This window comes from Chryseobacterium vaccae (assembly GCF_009602705.1).
Taxonomy (GTDB): Bacteria; Bacteroidota; Bacteroidia; order Flavobacteriales; family Weeksellaceae; genus Chryseobacterium; species Chryseobacterium vaccae.
On the sequence record NZ_VSWH01000001.1, the window covers coordinates 4,600,782 to 4,619,555 of the forward strand.

The 18,774-nt window shown below is 34.8% G+C and carries 12 protein-coding genes and 3 tRNA genes; 11 read left to right on the forward strand and 4 right to left on the reverse strand.

What is annotated here, in order from left to right; all coding sequences use genetic code 11:
- The first annotated feature begins 54 nt into the window (after positions 1-54).
- The 4 genes from trxA (at position 55) to FW768_RS21170 (ending at position 795) form a co-directional block, all read left to right on the forward strand.
- Positions 55-372: a thioredoxin gene (gene trxA / locus FW768_RS21155; RefSeq protein WP_040995543.1), complete on the forward strand. Its 318-nt coding sequence runs from the start codon at positions 55-57 to the stop codon at positions 370-372.
- Between the two features lie 134 nt (positions 373-506).
- A tRNA-Asp gene (locus FW768_RS21160) sits at positions 507-580 on the forward strand.
- Positions 581-615: 35 nt separating this feature from the next.
- Positions 616-689, forward strand: a tRNA-Asp gene (locus tag FW768_RS21165).
- A gap of 32 nt (positions 690-721) precedes the next feature.
- A tRNA-Asp gene (locus FW768_RS21170) sits at positions 722-795 on the forward strand.
- Between the two features lie 255 nt (positions 796-1,050).
- On the opposite strand, the gene FW768_RS21175 is transcribed toward FW768_RS21170, so the two are convergent.
- From FW768_RS21175 to FW768_RS21185, 3 genes are all read right to left on the reverse strand, one after another.
- Entirely contained in the window at positions 1,051-1,710 is a 660-nt protein-coding gene (locus FW768_RS21175; RefSeq protein WP_153398863.1) for a hypothetical protein, read from the reverse strand.
- Positions 1,711-2,165: 455 nt separating this feature from the next.
- Positions 2,166-2,915 (reverse strand): LytR/AlgR family response regulator transcription factor, encoded by a 750-nt coding sequence (locus FW768_RS21180; protein WP_153398866.1) that lies wholly within the window; start codon positions 2,913-2,915, stop codon positions 2,166-2,168.
- Between the two features lie 5 nt (positions 2,916-2,920).
- Positions 2,921-4,120 (reverse strand): sensor histidine kinase, encoded by a 1,200-nt coding sequence (locus FW768_RS21185; protein WP_185152024.1) that lies wholly within the window; start codon positions 4,118-4,120, stop codon positions 2,921-2,923.
- 1,064 nt (positions 4,121-5,184) lie between these two features.
- Between FW768_RS21185 and FW768_RS21195 the strand changes: the two genes are divergently transcribed.
- The 7 genes from FW768_RS21195 to FW768_RS21225 all read left to right on the forward strand — a co-directional run bounded on the left by FW768_RS21195 (position 5,185) and on the right by FW768_RS21225 (position 17,206).
- The gene (locus FW768_RS21195; RefSeq protein WP_153398875.1) at positions 5,185-5,337 is read left to right on the forward strand and encodes a hypothetical protein; all 153 of its coding nucleotides are present in this window, start codon (positions 5,185-5,187) and stop codon (positions 5,335-5,337) included.
- 104 nt (positions 5,338-5,441) lie between these two features.
- Positions 5,442-6,755, forward strand: coding sequence for a hypothetical protein (locus tag FW768_RS21200; protein ID WP_153398878.1), 1,314 nt, complete (start codon positions 5,442-5,444; stop codon positions 6,753-6,755).
- 190 nt (positions 6,756-6,945) lie between these two features.
- A complete protein-coding gene (locus tag FW768_RS21205) occupies positions 6,946-9,174 on the forward strand; it encodes an outer membrane beta-barrel family protein (protein ID WP_185152025.1) in 2,229 nt (742 codons plus the stop codon).
- Between the two features lie 7 nt (positions 9,175-9,181).
- Complete coding sequence (locus FW768_RS21210) at positions 9,182-11,377, forward strand: peptidase domain-containing ABC transporter (protein ID WP_153398884.1); 2,196 nt, start codon at positions 9,182-9,184, stop codon at positions 11,375-11,377.
- Between the two features lie 206 nt (positions 11,378-11,583).
- Positions 11,584-12,009, forward strand: coding sequence for a hypothetical protein (locus FW768_RS21215; protein ID WP_153398887.1), 426 nt, complete (start codon positions 11,584-11,586; stop codon positions 12,007-12,009).
- Between the two features lie 110 nt (positions 12,010-12,119).
- Entirely contained in the window at positions 12,120-14,933 is a 2,814-nt protein-coding gene (locus FW768_RS21220; RefSeq protein ID WP_185152026.1) for a T9SS type A sorting domain-containing protein, read from the forward strand.
- A 71-nt stretch (positions 14,934-15,004) separates the two neighbouring features.
- Positions 15,005-17,206: a TonB-dependent receptor gene (locus tag FW768_RS21225; RefSeq protein ID WP_153398894.1), complete on the forward strand. Its 2,202-nt coding sequence runs from the start codon at positions 15,005-15,007 to the stop codon at positions 17,204-17,206.
- Positions 17,207-17,331: 125 nt separating this feature from the next.
- On the opposite strand, the gene FW768_RS21230 is transcribed toward FW768_RS21225, so the two are convergent.
- On the reverse strand, positions 17,332-18,429 hold the full coding sequence (locus tag FW768_RS21230) for an L-dopachrome tautomerase-related protein (protein WP_153398897.1): 1,098 nt from the start codon (positions 18,427-18,429) through the stop codon (positions 17,332-17,334).
- Between the last annotated feature and the right edge of the window lie 345 nt (positions 18,430-18,774).

An 18,774-nucleotide genomic window follows, 5' to 3' on the forward strand; every position in this document is an offset into this window, starting at 1 on the left:
TCCAAATTAAGGAGTAAAAAAGAAAATAATATTAATTTAAATAAAAGAAACAAAATGGCTTTAGAAATTACGGACAGCTCATTTCAGGAAACGGTTTTAAAATCAGATAAGCCGGTATTGGTAGACTTTTGGGCAGTATGGTGCGGACCATGCAGAACTTTGGGACCAATCATCGAAGAAGTAGCATCAGATTTTGAAGGAAAAGCAGTAGTTGGAAAGGTTGATGTAGACAACAATCAGGAAATTTCTATGCAGTATGGTATCAGAAATATCCCTACAGTTCTTATTTTTAAGAATGGTGAAGTGGTTGATAAATTAGTTGGTGTAGCTCCAAAAGAGGTGATCGCTGAGAAATTAAGCGCACACTTATAAAAAAAATAAGTTTGATAATGAATGCCTTCCGTTTTTGGGAGGCTTTTTTTTGCAAAATAATTTGCAGGTAATGAAAAAAGGTGTAATTTTGCAATCACAAAAAAGAAACAACGTTCTTTATCACAACAGAAAATGATCCGGTAGTTCAGCTGGTTAGAATGCCGCCCTGTCACGGCGGAGGTCGCGGGTTCGAGTCCCGTCCGGATCGCAAAAGTTTTTCAATTTACTTTTAAAACAAAATTTGATCCGGTAGTTCAGCTGGTTAGAATGCCGCCCTGTCACGGCGGAGGTCGCGGGTTCGAGTCCCGTCCGGATCGCAGAAGTTTTCTCAATTTCTTTTAAAAAAATTGATCCGGTAGTTCAGCTGGTTAGAATGCCGCCCTGTCACGGCGGAGGTCGCGGGTTCGAGTCCCGTCCGGATCGCAGCTAATTTTAAAAACCCCTTCAGATTTCTGAAGGGGTTTTTTTGTGCTTTATTCTTTTACTGGAGCAGGAGTAAATGGATCAAGTATAAAAGTTGTGGGCTAAGCAAAAAGTTTGGTTAATTTAAAGAGGAAAATGTTCTATCTTTACTCCTCCTGAAGTTGTCAACGGTGATTCATCAACTTCTTCTTCGGAAGGATTCTTCCTAAATTTTTCTTTTCTATTTATTTGATTTAATGTAAGGAAAGCAAAGTTTTAATCAAACAAAATTTCTACATCCAAAGGCCTGAAATCAAATCCTGTAAGCTGATTGCCTTCAATGGCATTTTTTACTTCTTCGCTGCAGATTAATCCTATTCTAAAAGCTGGAGTAATATCGAAATGCCTTTTGAATTTTAATGTTTTTGGTATGATATCCCAATCTTCTTTTTCTGTATATAATTTTCTGAATTTAATTTTATAGTCTTCAAAATCACATATTTTAATTGTTTTTCCGTATTCTTTTTCAATTGTATTAAACTCTATAAAATCTGAATCTTTACAATTTATTTTACTTTTACCACCCATTTCATACCACAAGAAATGATACTCATACTTTTCATCAGGCTTATGTATAGTTAAAGGATAAAAACTACCATTAACAATGAATTCATTAAAAACCTCTTTGCATTTTTGGCTTATGAATAATCCGCTACTTTCAATAACAAAATTATTGGATAAATTATCCGTTAGTTTAGATTTTGAATGTAAAATAAAATTATTCAAATCCGGTATGTCTTCCTCCGTTTTCCAACTTGTAATTTTACCCCATTGAGAGGCCCTTGCTTCATGAAAACCTATCTTTAATTCTTTCACTTGTGGATATTTGCCAATTCTTTCAAAATCCGTCTCTTGAGTTATTCTAAAGTATTGCATAAAAGCTTTTTATTTCATGTTCATTAGTAATTAACCTGAATTCGGGTTAAGGAGTTTAAATATAAAAGGTTGGAAGATGGAAGAAGGAGGCTGGAAGTCACTTTTAGTTATAGATAATGAAAATCTCTGTAAAAATTAAATTAGCTAAAAAAGATGGCAACCTATTATTGATGAACTTCAGAATCTCCCTCTTTCATCTCTCAGCTTCCAAGCTCTATAAATTAAAAACTCTTATCCCGAACTGAGGTTAATTAATAAAAAACAACAATGTCAGGTGACGTTTGCAAAGCTGAAGAGTTTATTATGATTTCCCCATATTCTCTCCATATTATTTTTTAATGGAGCATCTAAAAGTGCTTTTCCAAAACGATTAGGAATTGTTATGCCAGCACCATATTCTAATTAAATTTTTCCGTCAGCTTTTTGATGAAAATTATTTTTTTTGAAACAAGTTTTTAAAGATCTTCAAGCAATTCCATAAATTCTTCTTTCTTGCGGACAGAAAGCGGTATTGCAGTCTTATTTTTCATAATAATTGTATTTCCGCCATCTGTTCTGATAAAATGGTCAAAATAAGCCATATTAATCAGATGAGATTGATGTGACCTGAAAAAATTATATGGTGTCAACAATATTTCATATTCTTTAAGATTTGTAGAGACAACCAGTCTTGGGGCATTGATAAAATAAAAAGTTGTATAGTTTTTATCTGATTCACAATTTACAATATCCTGAATGTTGACAGAATAAATTCTGTCGGCTGTTTTTAAAATCAGTTTCTGAAGATATTTTGGTCTTTCAAGGTTGGCAAATAAATTCTGAAGCTTTACATCGAATACTTCTTTGTTGATGGCTTCTTCTGCTTTTTGTACAGCTTCTTTTAAATCTGTAGGGTTAAGAGGCTTTAGCAGATAATCAATGGCCGAAAAGCGAAAAGCTTTAATGGCAAAATCTTCATAACCTGTAACAAAGATGACTTTAAAATTAATAACCTTTAGTTTTTTAAGCAGGTCAAATCCATTACCATCCGGCATTTCTATATCAAGGAAAACAAGATCAGGTGATAGCTGATTAATTAAATCTATTCCGGAAGCAACGGAATCAGCCTGTCCTATAATGGAAATATTGGAACAATGGGTCTTAATAACAGCAATATTATCTTTTCTTACTGACTCAATATCGTCAATTACAATAGCTCGAAGCATATGGTTTAGTTTTCGTAAATATAGGGTATTTCAAAAATTACTTTAGCTCCTATAATATTTTTATTGAGATCAAGTATATTTTGGGTCTGTAAAATAACATCCCGGTTTTTTGTATAATGAGCTAAACGTTCTTTGGTGATAGCCGTTGCCAAAGATTTATGATGTGTTGCTTTTTTATCGTTACTGAACCCGCTTCCATTGTCAGAAATTTCGAAAAACAATTTTCTGTCTTTTAAATAGAATTTAATTGCAATCATCCCATCTGCTGACTTACCGTTTAAGCCATGCTTAATCGCATTCTCGATAAATGGTTGTGTAAGCATTGGGGGTAAAAATATGGAGTCTGTATTTATTGTATCTTCCGCTTTAATCGTATAGTTAAACGATTTGTTATATAAAAGTTGTTGTAGGTTTATATAATTTTCTATCAGTTCAACTTCCTCTGTCAGGGAAGTGTAATTTTCGTGTGAGCTTTCAAGAATCTGGCGTGTAAGCTTTGAAAATCTGTTAAGATAATCTACTGCCTTCGCTTCTTCTTTGTCATTAATCAGGCTTCTGATATTTTGTATGGAATTAAAAATAAAATGCGGATTCATTTGTGATCTTCGTAATTTCTGCTCAGTAAGCAACTGCTTATTTTCCATTTTTATCTTCCTCGATTTTATGACCGTTGATATATAAACTGCGAGGAGAATCAATCCTAAAAAGGTAATAATGCCTAAGAAAACTAGTAATCGGGATATCAGCAGTTCACTTTTCTGATTTTCTATTACCTTTTTTAAAGAGCTTGCCTTTTCCCGAGATTGATTAAGACTGTCTTTTAAAAAAGCTTTGTATTTTATTTCTGCCTGAAAATCTTTTACCGAAATCTTTTCATCTAAACTGTTATTTTTATCATAATAAATTTCCGTCAATAAAAGAAAGAATGCTCTTTTATAGTCTGTAAGCTTGAGATCTTTGGCTATTATAGAACCTTGAGCTGCGTAATGTATTGCTGTTTTGTACTGCTCACCTGCATTATAAAGCCGTCCCAATTGTAAATAACAATCCATTTTACCTTTATTATATTGCAGTTTTTCGGCAAGTGCTTCCGACTCTTTAAGCAATTTTATCGCTTTTGCCGGATCTGTTAGGTTGATTTTGCCGGCAATTGTGTTTAACAGATCTACTCGTTGATTATCAATTTCAAAATGTTCTTTCAGCACTTTTTGTAAACTGTCGGCAGATCCTTTTTGTGCGAAAGAATCAGGAAATATAAAAAATGTTATAATTAAAATGATCAGTTTAAATTGCATGGTTACTAAAAATGGAGCAGGTTATTTACAAATATAAATAATTAAAAAGGCAGTCTTATGTTTAATTGTATGTGTCAGATTAAATTTTTAACGAATAAGTCCTTCAGATTTCTGGAGAGGTTTTTTGTGCTTTGTTCTTTCAATGGAGCGGGAGTAGATTCGTTAAAGAAAACAATTTGGACGTTCTTGTAGTCAAATCAAAATAAAACGTTATAAATCTGCTTAAATAAAAAGCTCTTCAGGCGTGTATCGAAATTTTCTTCTTATGCTTTTTGCTTGTACCCATTTTTTTTACTAGGATTCATAAGGTGGAAGAAATAGCAAAGTATGACCTCCTTCAATAAAGCATTGTTCCTTTTATGAAAAGCAGCATTGTCGGCCTCTATGTTACAGCTGAATAAGCAAATATTGAATAGCTTGAAGTTCGTTATTGCTCCGATAGCATTGACCCTTCCCCGGGCATGACAATCTTTGCCTGCATAATATTTTTCTCCTTTTGGCTGTACCCATTTTCTCTTGGTGTATAGTCTCATTGAGAGTCGCTCATATTATCAACACTCGTTAATAAAAGTTTAATCATTTACAAATGTTTTTTACTGAGCTTTTAAAGAATGAAATAAACAACTATAATATCACTTTAATGGGATTTATATTACATAAATATTGCCTGTTTTTTTAATTGTTATTCAAATTAATTAATATATAAAAAATTGATTTTCAATATTTTGTATTTCAATTGATTGTTTTAATTCAATTTTGTTTGAAATATGTTTTGTGGTGTCATTTATTTTTACTTCCTTGTGTGGTGAAAAATAAACAGAAAAAAATGATTGATTTTTCTAACCCAGAATAAAGATATAATGTGAATCTTTTAAATAAGAGGATAGTTTGTGCCTCTCGAAATATTACAAAACGTCTAGGTAAAGAGGGCGGAGGTTCTTTAATATGTATAAACTCATCAAATCCAAATTATTATGGAAACTAAAAAATTTAATCCAGAAGAATTCCTAGGAGCTAAAGTTGTTTCTCCTTTGGAGCAGGAAAAATTAGTTGGTGGTCTTGCTACAGCTGCCGACACTGTTACAGTTACAGTTACAGTTACAGTAACTGTTACTGTTACAACTTAAATTTAGGTTTATTTCCAACTACGGAAATGAATCCCTAAAACAGAGCCATCCTCTGTACAGGGGATGGCTCATTTTAATAAAAATCTTTAACTAACGATATTACCATGGAAAAAGTATATACTCCAACTCAGTCCCCAATGGTTCAGGATGACTGGTGGAACATGTTTTTAGATAAAAGTGAGAACCTCACTAAAACCCTGGTGTTAAAAAATGTATTTTCAAATGAAGATTCTGATCTTTTATCAAATGAAATATTAACTGTAATAAAGCATCTGTGCAGGCTCAGAACTAATAAATATGGGTACAGAGCATTTATAGATGGAAAAAAAACAGACGAGGAAACTTTAAACTATATTTTTGATAATCCTCCTCTTGATGGAGAAGATGTTACAGACTACGCAGAAAGAGTATTTTCCAATAAAGAGTTTGGTATGATCATTAACGGATGTGAAAAATTTTCAGATCCGTTATCAAGAAAACTTTTAAAGCTGATTGCTCCGTTACTTGAAAAAAAAGGAATTCCATTAACAGGCCTCAGCGTGCATACCTTCGTAGGAAACTATGGATATACTCCGATAGGGATTCATAAAGATAACCGGGGAGAAAATGTGATCCATTTTCATCTGGGTCCTGGAGGCAAAGAAATGTACAATTGGACGGATGAAGTATATGAAGAGATTAATGGAAAAGAAAAAAATGAGGACAAGAAATTCGAAGAGCTGATCCCATATGCCGAAAAATATCCTTTTGAAAAAGGAGATATATATTTTATGCCCTGGAATAAATACCACCTAGGCAAAACGAATGGACTGTCTATTGGGGTTACTCTTTGGTTCAACAATCCACCAAGAATAAAACTGTTTGAAAGTATCATTTCATCTTTGTCAAAACAATATATGATCCCTGATGAGAAAACTCAGGAAATTCTTGAGCCTACTAAAGATGTATACGGTCAAGAATCCTTTCAGGAGATTATGGATTTATTTAAAGATGAGGAGAATTTGTTTGATCTGCCTTTCCTGGATCTTTTAAAATTATTACATGATGACCTAAAGCTGGCTTTATTCAGTAATGCAGGCTGGAAGACCCGAACAATCTCACTTTCTGATGAAAGCCTGTATGATGTAAATGATTACCTAATATTGGAGAACAAAACGGTGAAGCTGGTTGAGCCATTTAAAATTTATTATAGAAAATCCACCAATAATAGTGAGATTATCATCTTTGCCAGAGGATCAAAATTGAAATTTAGATATGATAAGGGAATTGAAGCTATGCTTGATTTATTAAACTCAGGAAAAAAACTGAATACCGTGGAGCTTTTGAAAGCTCTTCCTGAGCAATGGCCGGCATCAGCAGGACTGTATATTCTCAGTCTTCTTTATGATAAAAGAGCAATTGAACTGAGCAATCTCTAAACAAAGTGATACCAATATATTGATGATGCAAAAGTTTTTTTTCTTCTTTTTACTTTTATTATTCAGTTTTAACCTATCTGCACAGAATATCGGTTATGAAATTAGAGGAACTGTACAAGGAAATAAACCTTTGATAGAGTATTTGGAAATTTCTGCAGAAGATTCACTAAACACAGTTGCCCAAAGAACTATGACAGATTCGGTTGGCAGATTTAGCCTTACATTGAAAGGAGGAACTTATAAACTAAAATCCAGTAGATTTAATACGATCTTATTTGAAAAAAACATTCAGGTTTCCAATAATATGGATATAGGTGCCATTCCTATTCATAATATCAATATTGAGATAGGAGAGGTAGTATTGAACGGCACTAAAAAACTCATTGAAAGAAAAATAGATCGATTGGTTTTCAATATTGAAAATAGCCCTTTACTATCTGGCGGAACTGCTTTTGATGCTATTAAAAATGCTCCCGGAGTGTATTTGGGAAACGGTGAGTCTATTAATATAATGGGCAAGTCTGGAGTGAAAGTAATGATTGATGATAAAATGCTTCAGATGAGCTCAGACGAGCTTATAAGTTTTATGAAAAGCATGGGAGCAGATAACATTAAGTCAATAGAAGTAATTACCAATCCTTCAGCTAAATATGATGCTCAGGGAAATGCAGGGATTATTAATATTGTAACTAAAAAAGGTAAGCAGAAAGGATGGAATGCCAACGCCGGACTTACATACTACCAGGGAACATATAACAGAATAATTGGAAATACAGGATTGAACATAAAGACCAAAAGAATTGATTTTACTTCCAATTATACACTTGGTGATGTTCGTTCCTTTGAAAAAATTGAACAAACAAATAATTTTAGGAGTCTTGGCGGAGATAGAGTTGATTTTTCTTCGTTAAATTATGAAAAACGGAAAGAGGTCTATCATTCTTTTTTAGGGCAGTTTGATTTCAAATTAAATGAATCTTCAAATATTGGAATATCAGGAAATATATATTCTAATAAAAGCCCCAGGCCTTCTGACAACAAAACATTTTCATCAGATAATACTTCTTTTATTTCATTGAATGATCATCAATTGAAGCTTTCAAACTATACTATGGATTTATATTTCAATCATAAACTGGATACCTTGGGAAAAACGATGAATATCAACGCTAGTTTATCAACATTCACTACAGGGAACGACCAGAATCTTACCAATGATTTTTTCATCAGTGGAAATTTTAGCAATCAGGAAAGGCTGAGGAGTTTTTTTGATAACCGTGCAAAAATATATTCCGGAAATCTGGATTTTAAATTACCTTATAAAAAGATAACCATTGAAACTGGAGCTAAAATAGCCCACACATCAATAACTAATGATTTTTTGTTTCAAAACTTTCAGAATAACCAGTGGATGAATAATGCTTTGCTAAGCAATCAGTTTGATTATAAGGAAACTAATACATCAGGGTATTTCTCACTATCAAGCAAGATTTCTGATGAACTCACATTCCAGGCTGGTTTGAGGGGGGAATATACCCAGACAAAAGGAATATCCCTAACTTCTAACACAGAAACGGAATATAATTATTTCCAATTATTTCCTACAGCCTATGTACAATATAGCCCAGAAAAAAAGAAATATACATTCAATTTATCATACTCAAGACGTATCAACCGTCCTACGTTTGAATATCTCAATCCATTCATATCTTACCAAAGTCCTCTATTTTCCAATACAGGAAATCCCTTGCTGTGTCCTTCTTTCACAAACTCTCTGGAATTAAGCACTACATTGAATAACCGTTATATTTTTACTGTTTTTGGAAATTCAACATCCAAGTATTTTTCAGAATTGCCACTAAGAGTGGGAGACAGTAATGAAACCCGCTACACATTTGATAACATTGGAAAAAATTATAACTTAGGATTCCAGACCATTGTGCCAGTAAAAGTGGTTTCGTGGTGGGAAATATCAAATACATTTTTGATGATGTATCAAAATTATAATCTGTCTTACCAAAATATTCAGCAAAATCTGAACAATTATTTTTTTCTGCTGAATACCTCAAATACATTTAAAATTAATAATGATATTTCATTAGAATTATCAGGAAGATACCGTTCGTCATCCCTTCAGGGCTTTTACCAGATCGGGAATTATTTTGATATGAGCGGGGCAGTTAATATAAAATTGTTTCAGGATAAAGGAACATTATCATTTTCGGCTCATGATCTGTTTTATACAAACCGGGCTGTTGTTAATATTCATTATCCTAATCAGGATCTGAGCTTTACCAGATATAATGACACTCGTTTGTTTAAATTGTCATTTAGATATAAATTTGGAAATACCGGCCTGAAAAACAAGGAAAAGAAACAGAGTGGAAGCATAGATGAACAAAACCGTGCAAGGAAATAACAAGTAAATGAAATTGAAATTTATTCCTCAACATGACCAGATGGATTGTGGCCCAGCCTGCTTAGGAATGATAGCAATGCATTTCGGCAAAAAATTTTCATTGCAGTTCCTGAGAGATAAATCCTTTTTAACAAAAGAGGGAGTAAGTGTTGCAGGAATCAGTCATGCAGCGAAATCAATAGGTTTGGCATCTACTGTCTATAAACTTTCTTTACCGGATTTGAAGATGATTATTGAACACAGTCCTATGATTTTACATTGGAATCAAAATCATTTTGTAGTGCTAATTGGGATGACTATGAAGAGAGGAAAGTGTATTTATAAGATTGCAGATCCGGGATATGGGATCATGTCAATTCAGGAAAAAGATTTGGTAAAACACTGGTTGGGAGGAGATGAAGAAGGAATTTTACTGTATTTTCAGAAAACCGAAGATTTTGATACACTTAATGATAATGATAAGCAGATCAATGTCTTTAAATATGTTAAAGAAAAAATTAAAACTTACCGATGGAGGATAGCAGCTATATTTGTGGCTATTTTTATTACGAGCGGTTGTACATTAGTTTTTCCTTTTATTACCCAAGCGGTGGTCGACAAGGGTATTGCATACAAGAACATTAATTTGGTTACCACTTTATTACTAGCCCATGCTTTTATATATATAGGAGCTACAGCTATTGATGTAATAAGGAACTGGATTACTCTTTACCTTGGGACTAAACTAAATATCGCGATTATTTCGGACTTCTTAATAAAAGTGATTCGTGTGCCCATTACATTCTTTGAATCAAAGCAGAAAGGGGATTTTAATCAGAGAGTACTTGATCAGCAGCGGATTGAATCGTTTTTAACGACTCAAAGTATCATTACATTATTTTCTATTGTTAATTTCTTTGTATTCTTTGGAATACTTCTTTATTATAGTGTATCTATTGTTCTTGCTTATACCCTGCTTACTTTTATCGCTATTTTGTGGTCACTGTTATTTGTAAACAAGCTTAAGACCTTAGATTATAATAAGTTTCAGTTGAGATCTGAAAATCAGGACACGATTTATGAGTTTGTAGATGGTATTGAAGAGATAAAGCTTAACAGCCTTGAAGAATATAAAAGGACGAATTGGGAAACGCTACAGCTAAAACTATTTGGAGCTAATATCAGAACATTGAAGACTGTACAGTTTCAAACGGTTGGATTTGATCTGGTTAATCAGTTAAAAAATATTTTGGTAACCTACCTTTCAGCCAGGGAGGTTATTAGCGGACATCTCACTTTGGGAGCAATGTTGAGTATCGCATATATTGTAGGTCTCATGAACTCTCCTATCAATCAGTTAATTACTTTTATCAGGGGTTTCCAGGAGGCTAAATTAAGTTTGGAAAGATTAAATGAGGTTCAAAACGTTACCGAAGAAGCAGAATTTAAAGGAGTCCAGAAAGGTCTGCTTAAGACTGTGTCTGACAGCAGTATCAAAATAAATAATCTTTCATTTCAGTATGGAAGTCCAACATCCAGAATGATACTGAAAGATCTCTCATTCAACATTCCTCATGGAAAAACAACTGCAATTGTTGGAGGAAGCGGAAGTGGAAAAACGACATTACTGAAACTCTTGCTAAAATTTTATAATCCTACCCATGGAGAAATTTTGATTGATGATATTTCAATGAATTTTATTCATCCCAATGAATGGAGAGAAAAATGTGGAGTTGTACTTCAGGAAGGTTATATTTTTTCAGATACCATCGAGCAGAATATTGTATGTGGGGATAAAGATTTTAATAAAGCCAAACTTCATCATGCAGCCAGCTTAGCAAGTATAGATATGTTCATTAATGAATTACCGCTTGGGTATAAGACCAAAATAGGCCCTACAGGGAATAGCCTTTCGGGTGGACAAAAACAACGTATTTTGATTGCGAGAGCGGTATATAAAAATCCTCAGTTTATTTTCTTTGACGAAGCCACTTCAGCTCTTGATGCTGAAAATGAAAAAATTATTCATGATAATATGCAGGAATTTTTCATCGGCAAAACAGTTGTTATTATTGCACATCGTCTTTCGACTGTTAAAAATGCAGACCAGATCATCGTTCTTAAGAATGGTGAAATAGTAGAGCAGGGTAGTCATTTACACCTTGTGGAACAGAAAAACGAATATTATAACCTTGTTAAAAACCAGCTTGAGTTGGGAGTGTAAGACGGAAACTATCCGCAGATAATGGACACTTTAATAGGAGATATTCTACTGCCAAAGAGTTGATTAAAAGTCCTGCGGAAGATATTACCAAGCAAGGAATTGTTAATATATTCTCTTTTGATAAACAATATTTCTTTTAATTTGTTTTTATAGCCCAAAGAGTTTTTGTGTATATTTCTGAATTGAAAATAATTTATAATTCATCAATGAAAGCCATTAATTATATTTTAATCCTATTGTTTTTGAGCAATAGCTGTTCCGCCCAGAGTTACACATTAATTGAGGCGATTCATACCACAGATCTTGGAGGAGTAAGAGGAGCCCGAACAGAAAATTTTGACATAAGTGTAAAAAATATTTCAAAAATGGAGCCCAGGTATTTGCTGGTAGGAACTGTGAAAATTCCCTTAAAAAAGGAAAATAAAAACAACATATTGTATCTGCAGGGTACTTATCAACCGGAATCCCCTAATCATATAACAGTAAATGCAGATGGTAAAGCAGAAAATTCACAACTGAATCAAATATTTGATCTTAAGAGGGTATATCTGGTCTCTGAAAATCTAAAAAATAAAAAACAGGTAAAACAAAAAATAAACTTTAACAATAAGAATAATGAAAAAAATAATTAAAATGTTAAAAATGAATAGATAAAAAACATAAGTAAATGTTTTTTTATTAAAAAATAATATTTGTCTGAAAATGTTTAAAAAATTCATAATTTATGAGAGAAAAAATGTATATGAATTTAAAATTAATTTTCGGAATAGGATTTACTATTGCCTCATTGTATTTAAATGCACAAGAAGGTCCAAAAAATACGGGCAGTAAGGGATCAAAAGTCAATAAAAAGTACCTTAAACACATTCAGAACGTTACCAGTACCTATCAAAAAAATGTTCAGTTTGCTAAGGAACATAATCAAAAACCACCAGATGAATATTATTTACAGGATTTTATTGCCACGATGGACCCTGAAACTGGAACGGTGCACAATAAAAATTATGTGGAGCTGGAAAAAAAGGTTGAAGACGGTAAATTCCGGCCTGATAAAAGCTTAAAAATATTCAATGGTTCCACCGATGGCCAGGCTAGCAAGAATATTACCAATCTTTGGGTAGAAAGAGGCCCTTATGATACGGGAGGAAGAGTAAGAGGCATTATGTTTGACCCGAACGATCCTACCGGCAAAAAGGTATGGGCAGGAGGTGTTTCAGGAGGATTATGGTTTAACAATGACATTACTAATCCCAATTCTGAATGGACTCTTGTGGACGCATTCTGGTCCAATACCACTGTATCATGTATTACTTCGGATCCTAATAATCCCCAGATTTTTTATGTGGGAACCGGGGAAGTGGAAACCGGAGATTTCAGCGGTATGGGGATCTGGAAAACTACCAACGGAGGTTCTACATGGCAGCAAGTATTTAATACGGAAAGCGGATATGCATCCAATGGAATAAAAAAAGGAATCTATAACGTCCCTGCCATAAAAGTGGTTAATAATAATGGTGTATCCGAGGTATATGCTGGGGTTGCAGGATCCTATCTTGGAGATGCAGGAACTTTTTCAGGGTTATATGAAGCAGGATTATATAAATCTACTGACGGCACAAACTTTACGCTGGTAAACAGCCTGCTTACTACCGCTACCAGAGGGTATGATATTCAGGATATAGACGTAGGTTCCGACAATTCCATATGGGTATCCACAAGAAGGAGCTTTTTCAGTAATTCTGCCTCTGGTGGAAGAGTTTTTAAATCTACGGATCATGGTGCTACATTCACCAATGTATATAATCTAGGGAATAACAATTCAAGGGTAATGATAGAAGTTTCCAGCACCAATCCTTTAAAAGCTTATGCATTGATGGAGGGGGCTACAAGCTCAGAACCTGTGAGAATTGTAAAGACTACAGACGGAGGAGCCACATGGATCTCTACTAATACAGCCGGGTCAGGAATCACTCTGCCGAACCCGGTAGATACGGGGCAGGCTGATAATGATTTTACAAGAGGTCAGGCATTCTATGATTTGGTCCTTGAAACTGATCCGGCCAATGATGACCATGTATATGTGGGAGGAATAGATTCTTACAAAAGTACAGATGGTGGTGCAACATGGACACAGTACACTAAATGGTCAAATAATAATGCACTTGGCAGTACCAACATTTCCCTGGTACATGCAGACCAGCATGCCTTGGTATTTAACCCCGTTAATCCCAACCAGTTTGTCATGGGTAACGACGGAGGTATTTTCTTTGCTACAGATAAAACTAATCTTGCTAATACAACAGCTGTAGGAGTAAGAAATAAGCGGTTTAATGTGACTCAGTTTTATCATGGTACCTTAAATCCTGCTGCGACATCTGCAAATGAAGAAATGATTCTGGGTGCCCAGGATAATGGTACAAAAAAGCTTTCAGGAGCTGCTTTAGCCAATAATTTCTATACCAGTTCAGAAGTATATGGCGGAGATGGTGCTTACACAGCTTTTGATGACCAGAACAGTTACCTTATTGCATCTTACGTTAATAACTACCATATTATTTTTAATGCACAGGGAGGATATTATCTTCTGGCTGCAGCCCAAAGAGATGGAGGGCTATTTATCAATCCTCTTGCTGTAGACAGAAATCTTGACATTGCCTACACCAATGCCAATGCATCCAATGCCACTTCTATTGTATTAAACAGAATAAGCGGACTGGCCAGTACCCCATTAAGTATGGTAAGAGCCCAGATTACCGTTGCCACAGTAGCAGCAGGTGAATTTGTAACAGATATTTTTGTTTCTCCTTACACCACCGCTAGCACTACACTTTTCATTGGTTTGTCTTCAGGGAAATTATTTAAGGTTACCAATGCCAATGCTACTCAAGCTACGACTACAATCAATTATAATTTCGGAGGCTATATTTCTGACATCAAACTTGGTGCTTCTGAAAATGAAATCATGGTTACTGTTTCCAATTTCAACAAAACAAGCGTATTTTACAGTACAGACGGTGGAACCACATGGGTTTCTAAAGAAGGGAATCTTCCTGATATTCCTGTAAAAGCTATTTTCATGAATCCTCATGACAATAACGAAGTTATTCTTGGTACCTATTATGGAGTATGGGGAACATCTAACTTTCAGGAAGCTTCACCTACATGGGCGCTATACTCTGACGGTTTAGGTAAATTTAAAGTTAATCACTTTGATTACCGTCCTTCTGATAAAACCATTCTGGCTGTAACTTACGGAAGAGGAGCTTTTACTAACAAGGTTACCAACCCGATTTTATCTACAGGCAACATCCAGAATACCCTTCTTAAAAATCAGGTATATCCGAACCCTACAAGAGGTCCTATGCACATAAAGTTTGAAAATGGAAAGGCTTCAGATATTGAAATTTATGATGCATCCGGCAGACTGGTATTAACAAAAAAGAATGTAAAGTCTGACGAGGAATTTAATATTGAAAGTCTGGGTAAGGGCGATTATGTATTGAAGGCTATGCAAAATGGAGCTATCATTCATACTTCTGTAATCGTAAGAAAGTAAGAAATAAAACTTAAAGATAAAAACAACAAAGTGATCTCTATTTACTTTGTTGTTTTTAATGCTTAAAATTGATGAAAAAAAACTACATTATTGTATTATTCCTAGGGATAACGGGATTTGCAAATGCACAGGAACATGATAAAAATATTGGAGAAATAGAAATTCACGCCAGAGCAAAAGTTAACAAAGAACGGGAAGAATTTAAAAAGCATTCTCAATCTACAGAAATCATCTCCGAATATGAAATTAACCGTAATAATCCTTCATTCATAGAGCAGAGTCTCAATACCATGGCAGGGGTACAGGTTGAAAAAAGAACGCAGTTGGGAGGGCAGAGAATTATACTGAGAGGCTACGGAAACGATCAGAAATTCAACAACTGGGGTATCAAAATATATTTGAACAATATGCCTCTTACCGGCGCAGACGGTGTTACTGTTTTAGATGATGTCAATTTTGGCTTAGTCAACCATATAGATGTAATAAAAGGTCCTGCTGCAACGCTATATGGTGGCGGTTCAGGAGGTGCTGTCAGATTCTACATTAAACCTGAAACCGCAAAAGGCAATTCTGTTTCTGAACAGTTTAACACAGGGTCCTTTGGTCTGTTTCAAAGCTCTACATCCGCTACAAGTGTTGGCGAAAATTACTCTTTAACAGCTAATTTCAGCCATATAGGAAGTGATGGTTACCGTCCCCACGGAAAAAGCATTAAGAATTTTTACAATATTAATGGAGAATTTAAGCTGAATCAGAATCAAACGGTTACTCTATTGGCTTCTCACGGGAATTCACTAGAGCAGGTATCAGGGCAGATTTCCTATGATGATTACTATAGAGGGATTGACAATGGCAATTTTGCCTACATCAGAAGGGGGGCAAAAACCAAGTTTGTCACTTCCAGAGTAGGAATTGGTCATATTTGGAAGATTAATGAATTTTTGAGTAACAATACCACTCTTTTTTATACGGGAACAACGGGAGACAGGATCGCTGCAGGAGCCTTTGAAACATCTTCTGGATCCAACTACGGCCTCAGATCGGTATTTGTATTGAACAAAGACTGGAGGTATTTCAGGAGCCAGACTGAATTAGGAGTTGAAATACAGCAGTCAAATTCTACCATATCCAATCACCGATTCAAAAGCGTAAATAGTACAGAACCACCCATTTTAAGGCCATTATATGAGGGTTCCTATTTCAACAATATCAACAACCAATCCAATTATTTCATCGTTGAAAAACTGACATACAAGCCCTGGGATCTAATGTTTCTCGCCGGTGTCAGCTTCAATCAGATCAGTTTCAATAGGAAAGATTTATTGGCCTTACCTGGTTTGTTTATAATAAAAGGTACGGACCTTTATAACAAAGACCTATCTTTTGACAAGAGGTTTAAGATGGTGGCAACTCCTCATTTTGCATTGCAGAAAATCTGGGAAAACCAGATCTTTAACTTCAGCTACAGTGAAGGGTATAATGCACCTACTTCTGCTACTTCTTTTACAACCGGTCTTAATACAACCAACGATAATCTTCGTGCAGAAAAAGCTAAAATGTGGGACTTTAGTATTCAGGGATTAATCAGGAATACCTCTATAGATTATCAGTTATCGGTGTTCAACATTCATATTAAAGATAAGCTGACCCAATTGAGAGGAACCATAAACAACGCAGAAAGAACCCCGTATTCTTATTGGGCAAACACGGGAGATCAAAAGAATAAAGGGTTGGAAATGAGTGTCGGTTATTCCTATAAACCTGAGAATTATTTTATTTCAAAAATTCAACCTTTTGCAAGTTATACATATAATGATTTTAAATACTCCAGATTCAGCACTTATCTGAAAGAGCATGGCTCTCCAGCAGCTGTGAACGTCTATGACAATAAAAATGTAGTCGGTGTACCTAAGACAAAATTAACTTTAGGACTGGATTTTGACTTCAGAATGGGTTTATACTGGCAGAATACCTATAGTTTTATGGGAAGTGTTTACACAGATTTTGCCAATTCAAATAAGGTGAAAAGTTTTGGACTGTTAAACTCTAAAATTGGCTATAAGCATACTTTCAATAAATTTGATGTAGATGTATTTGTAATAGGTAATAATCTAACCAGCCAAGTTAATTATACTTTTCTATTTTACGGAAACAGTATTAATGATACAGATATGGATAACCAATATAATAATTCTGCTGTTTATACTGATGTCAATCCAGGTCCCAGTAAAGCTTACTTCTTTACAGGATTTAATGTGAAGTACAATTTTTAAAAAGTATTTTCATCAATATAATAACATACAGAATTTCCCTCTGTGGTCATAACTTATATTTTAATAATGGGTAAAAGTGCTTTCATGAAGATAATTAATTTATGGCATGAAAGCATATCTCTAAACTACCTGTATGCAACACCTTTTGCCAGGGGTTTGAACCTGTAAATATAAAACGGAGCTTTTGCCAGATTTTTATTGTTGTTAAAAACTGCTCCCAAATGAACCTGCGCTGCAGATACGTACATATAGCCATCTACATGGTTATAGCTTACGCCATCGGGCCAAAGCAGGTTGGCATCTGAAAAAATATGATGAATACTTCTGTCCTTTGCGAGCACTACGGCTACACTGTTGGTTTCCATCGCTGTAAGGTAGAGATTTCCTTCGGTATCTATGCTTAAACCTCCATTATTGGGCTTGTCTGAGTAAGTTTCTATTCTTTTGTCCAATACGGTTGCCGATAGCGTTTCATCCAGCAAATCAAGCAATCGGACACGATAAATTTTTCTTCCATTTAAAGGAGCGTAATAAAGCCATTCAAAATTTTTATCTGCTGTAATTCCGTCGCAGCCGACCAGTAAATTTTTGCCGTTTATAGCTAAAGGCTTTCCATCTGTAACAGTGGGCACATTTTCGGGCAAAGTGGTACGATGGCCTTCTAATAACCTTCGTGTCTTTCCGGTTCGCATATCTACAACTATCAAAGCGGCAGTACTACCGTCCCCGCCATTGCCTATGCCTTCGTCTGCAATTACAAAAATATGATTTTTGGTATCCACCACCATGTCATTAGGCTGAGAGGTAGGAACCACCGAAGTGACAGGCAGGTAATAAATTCTTTCCAACTTATCGGTAACAGTATTCCAGCCTACAATTTTTGGGGTAACGGGATTGCGCTGCCCCATATCGAGCATCCATACAATGCCATTTGCATCGTTTCTGATGCCTAAGACGTTACTCAAATAATGATCGTCGGTTTCGCGTGGTGTATTCCATTCTTTATTTGGAAAAGGTAAGGCTGATTGGGTTTTGGCGTCATACTTCACCACCCGGAAAGCGGGATTAAAAAAAGGATGATGGCTGTATACCAACTGCCCTTGGTGGGTAAATGCAATATTGCCTACTGCCTGTTCCACAGTTGCAAAGATTTCAGGCCTTATTTTTTGGGCATAACTATTTAGGTTCAGAAAAATAAATAAGAAGAAAAAGGGATGTTTCATAGAGCGACTATATTGAGTGAATAATGTTTTCTAACGGCAAACGTGATTTTATTGTTATAAAACTAAATATAGTAAACTAACTTTGCAATAACGGTCAAAAAAGATAGTACCAGATGTATTTTAAAAACCCGTTCAAATTTGAAAGGGAGAGGTAATGGAAAAGGAGTAAAAGTTTAAGGATTATTCTCAAAAGCTAGTCGTCTTCAGTTAGTACATCTTAATTTTATACTAAGCAGTGACAAATTTCTTAGATTTAACTTCCTTCTCTCAGCGTGATTAAGTAATAAAAATTACACGAAAGGGTAATTGACAGACCAATATTTGTTATCTATTTTTGAATTGAAT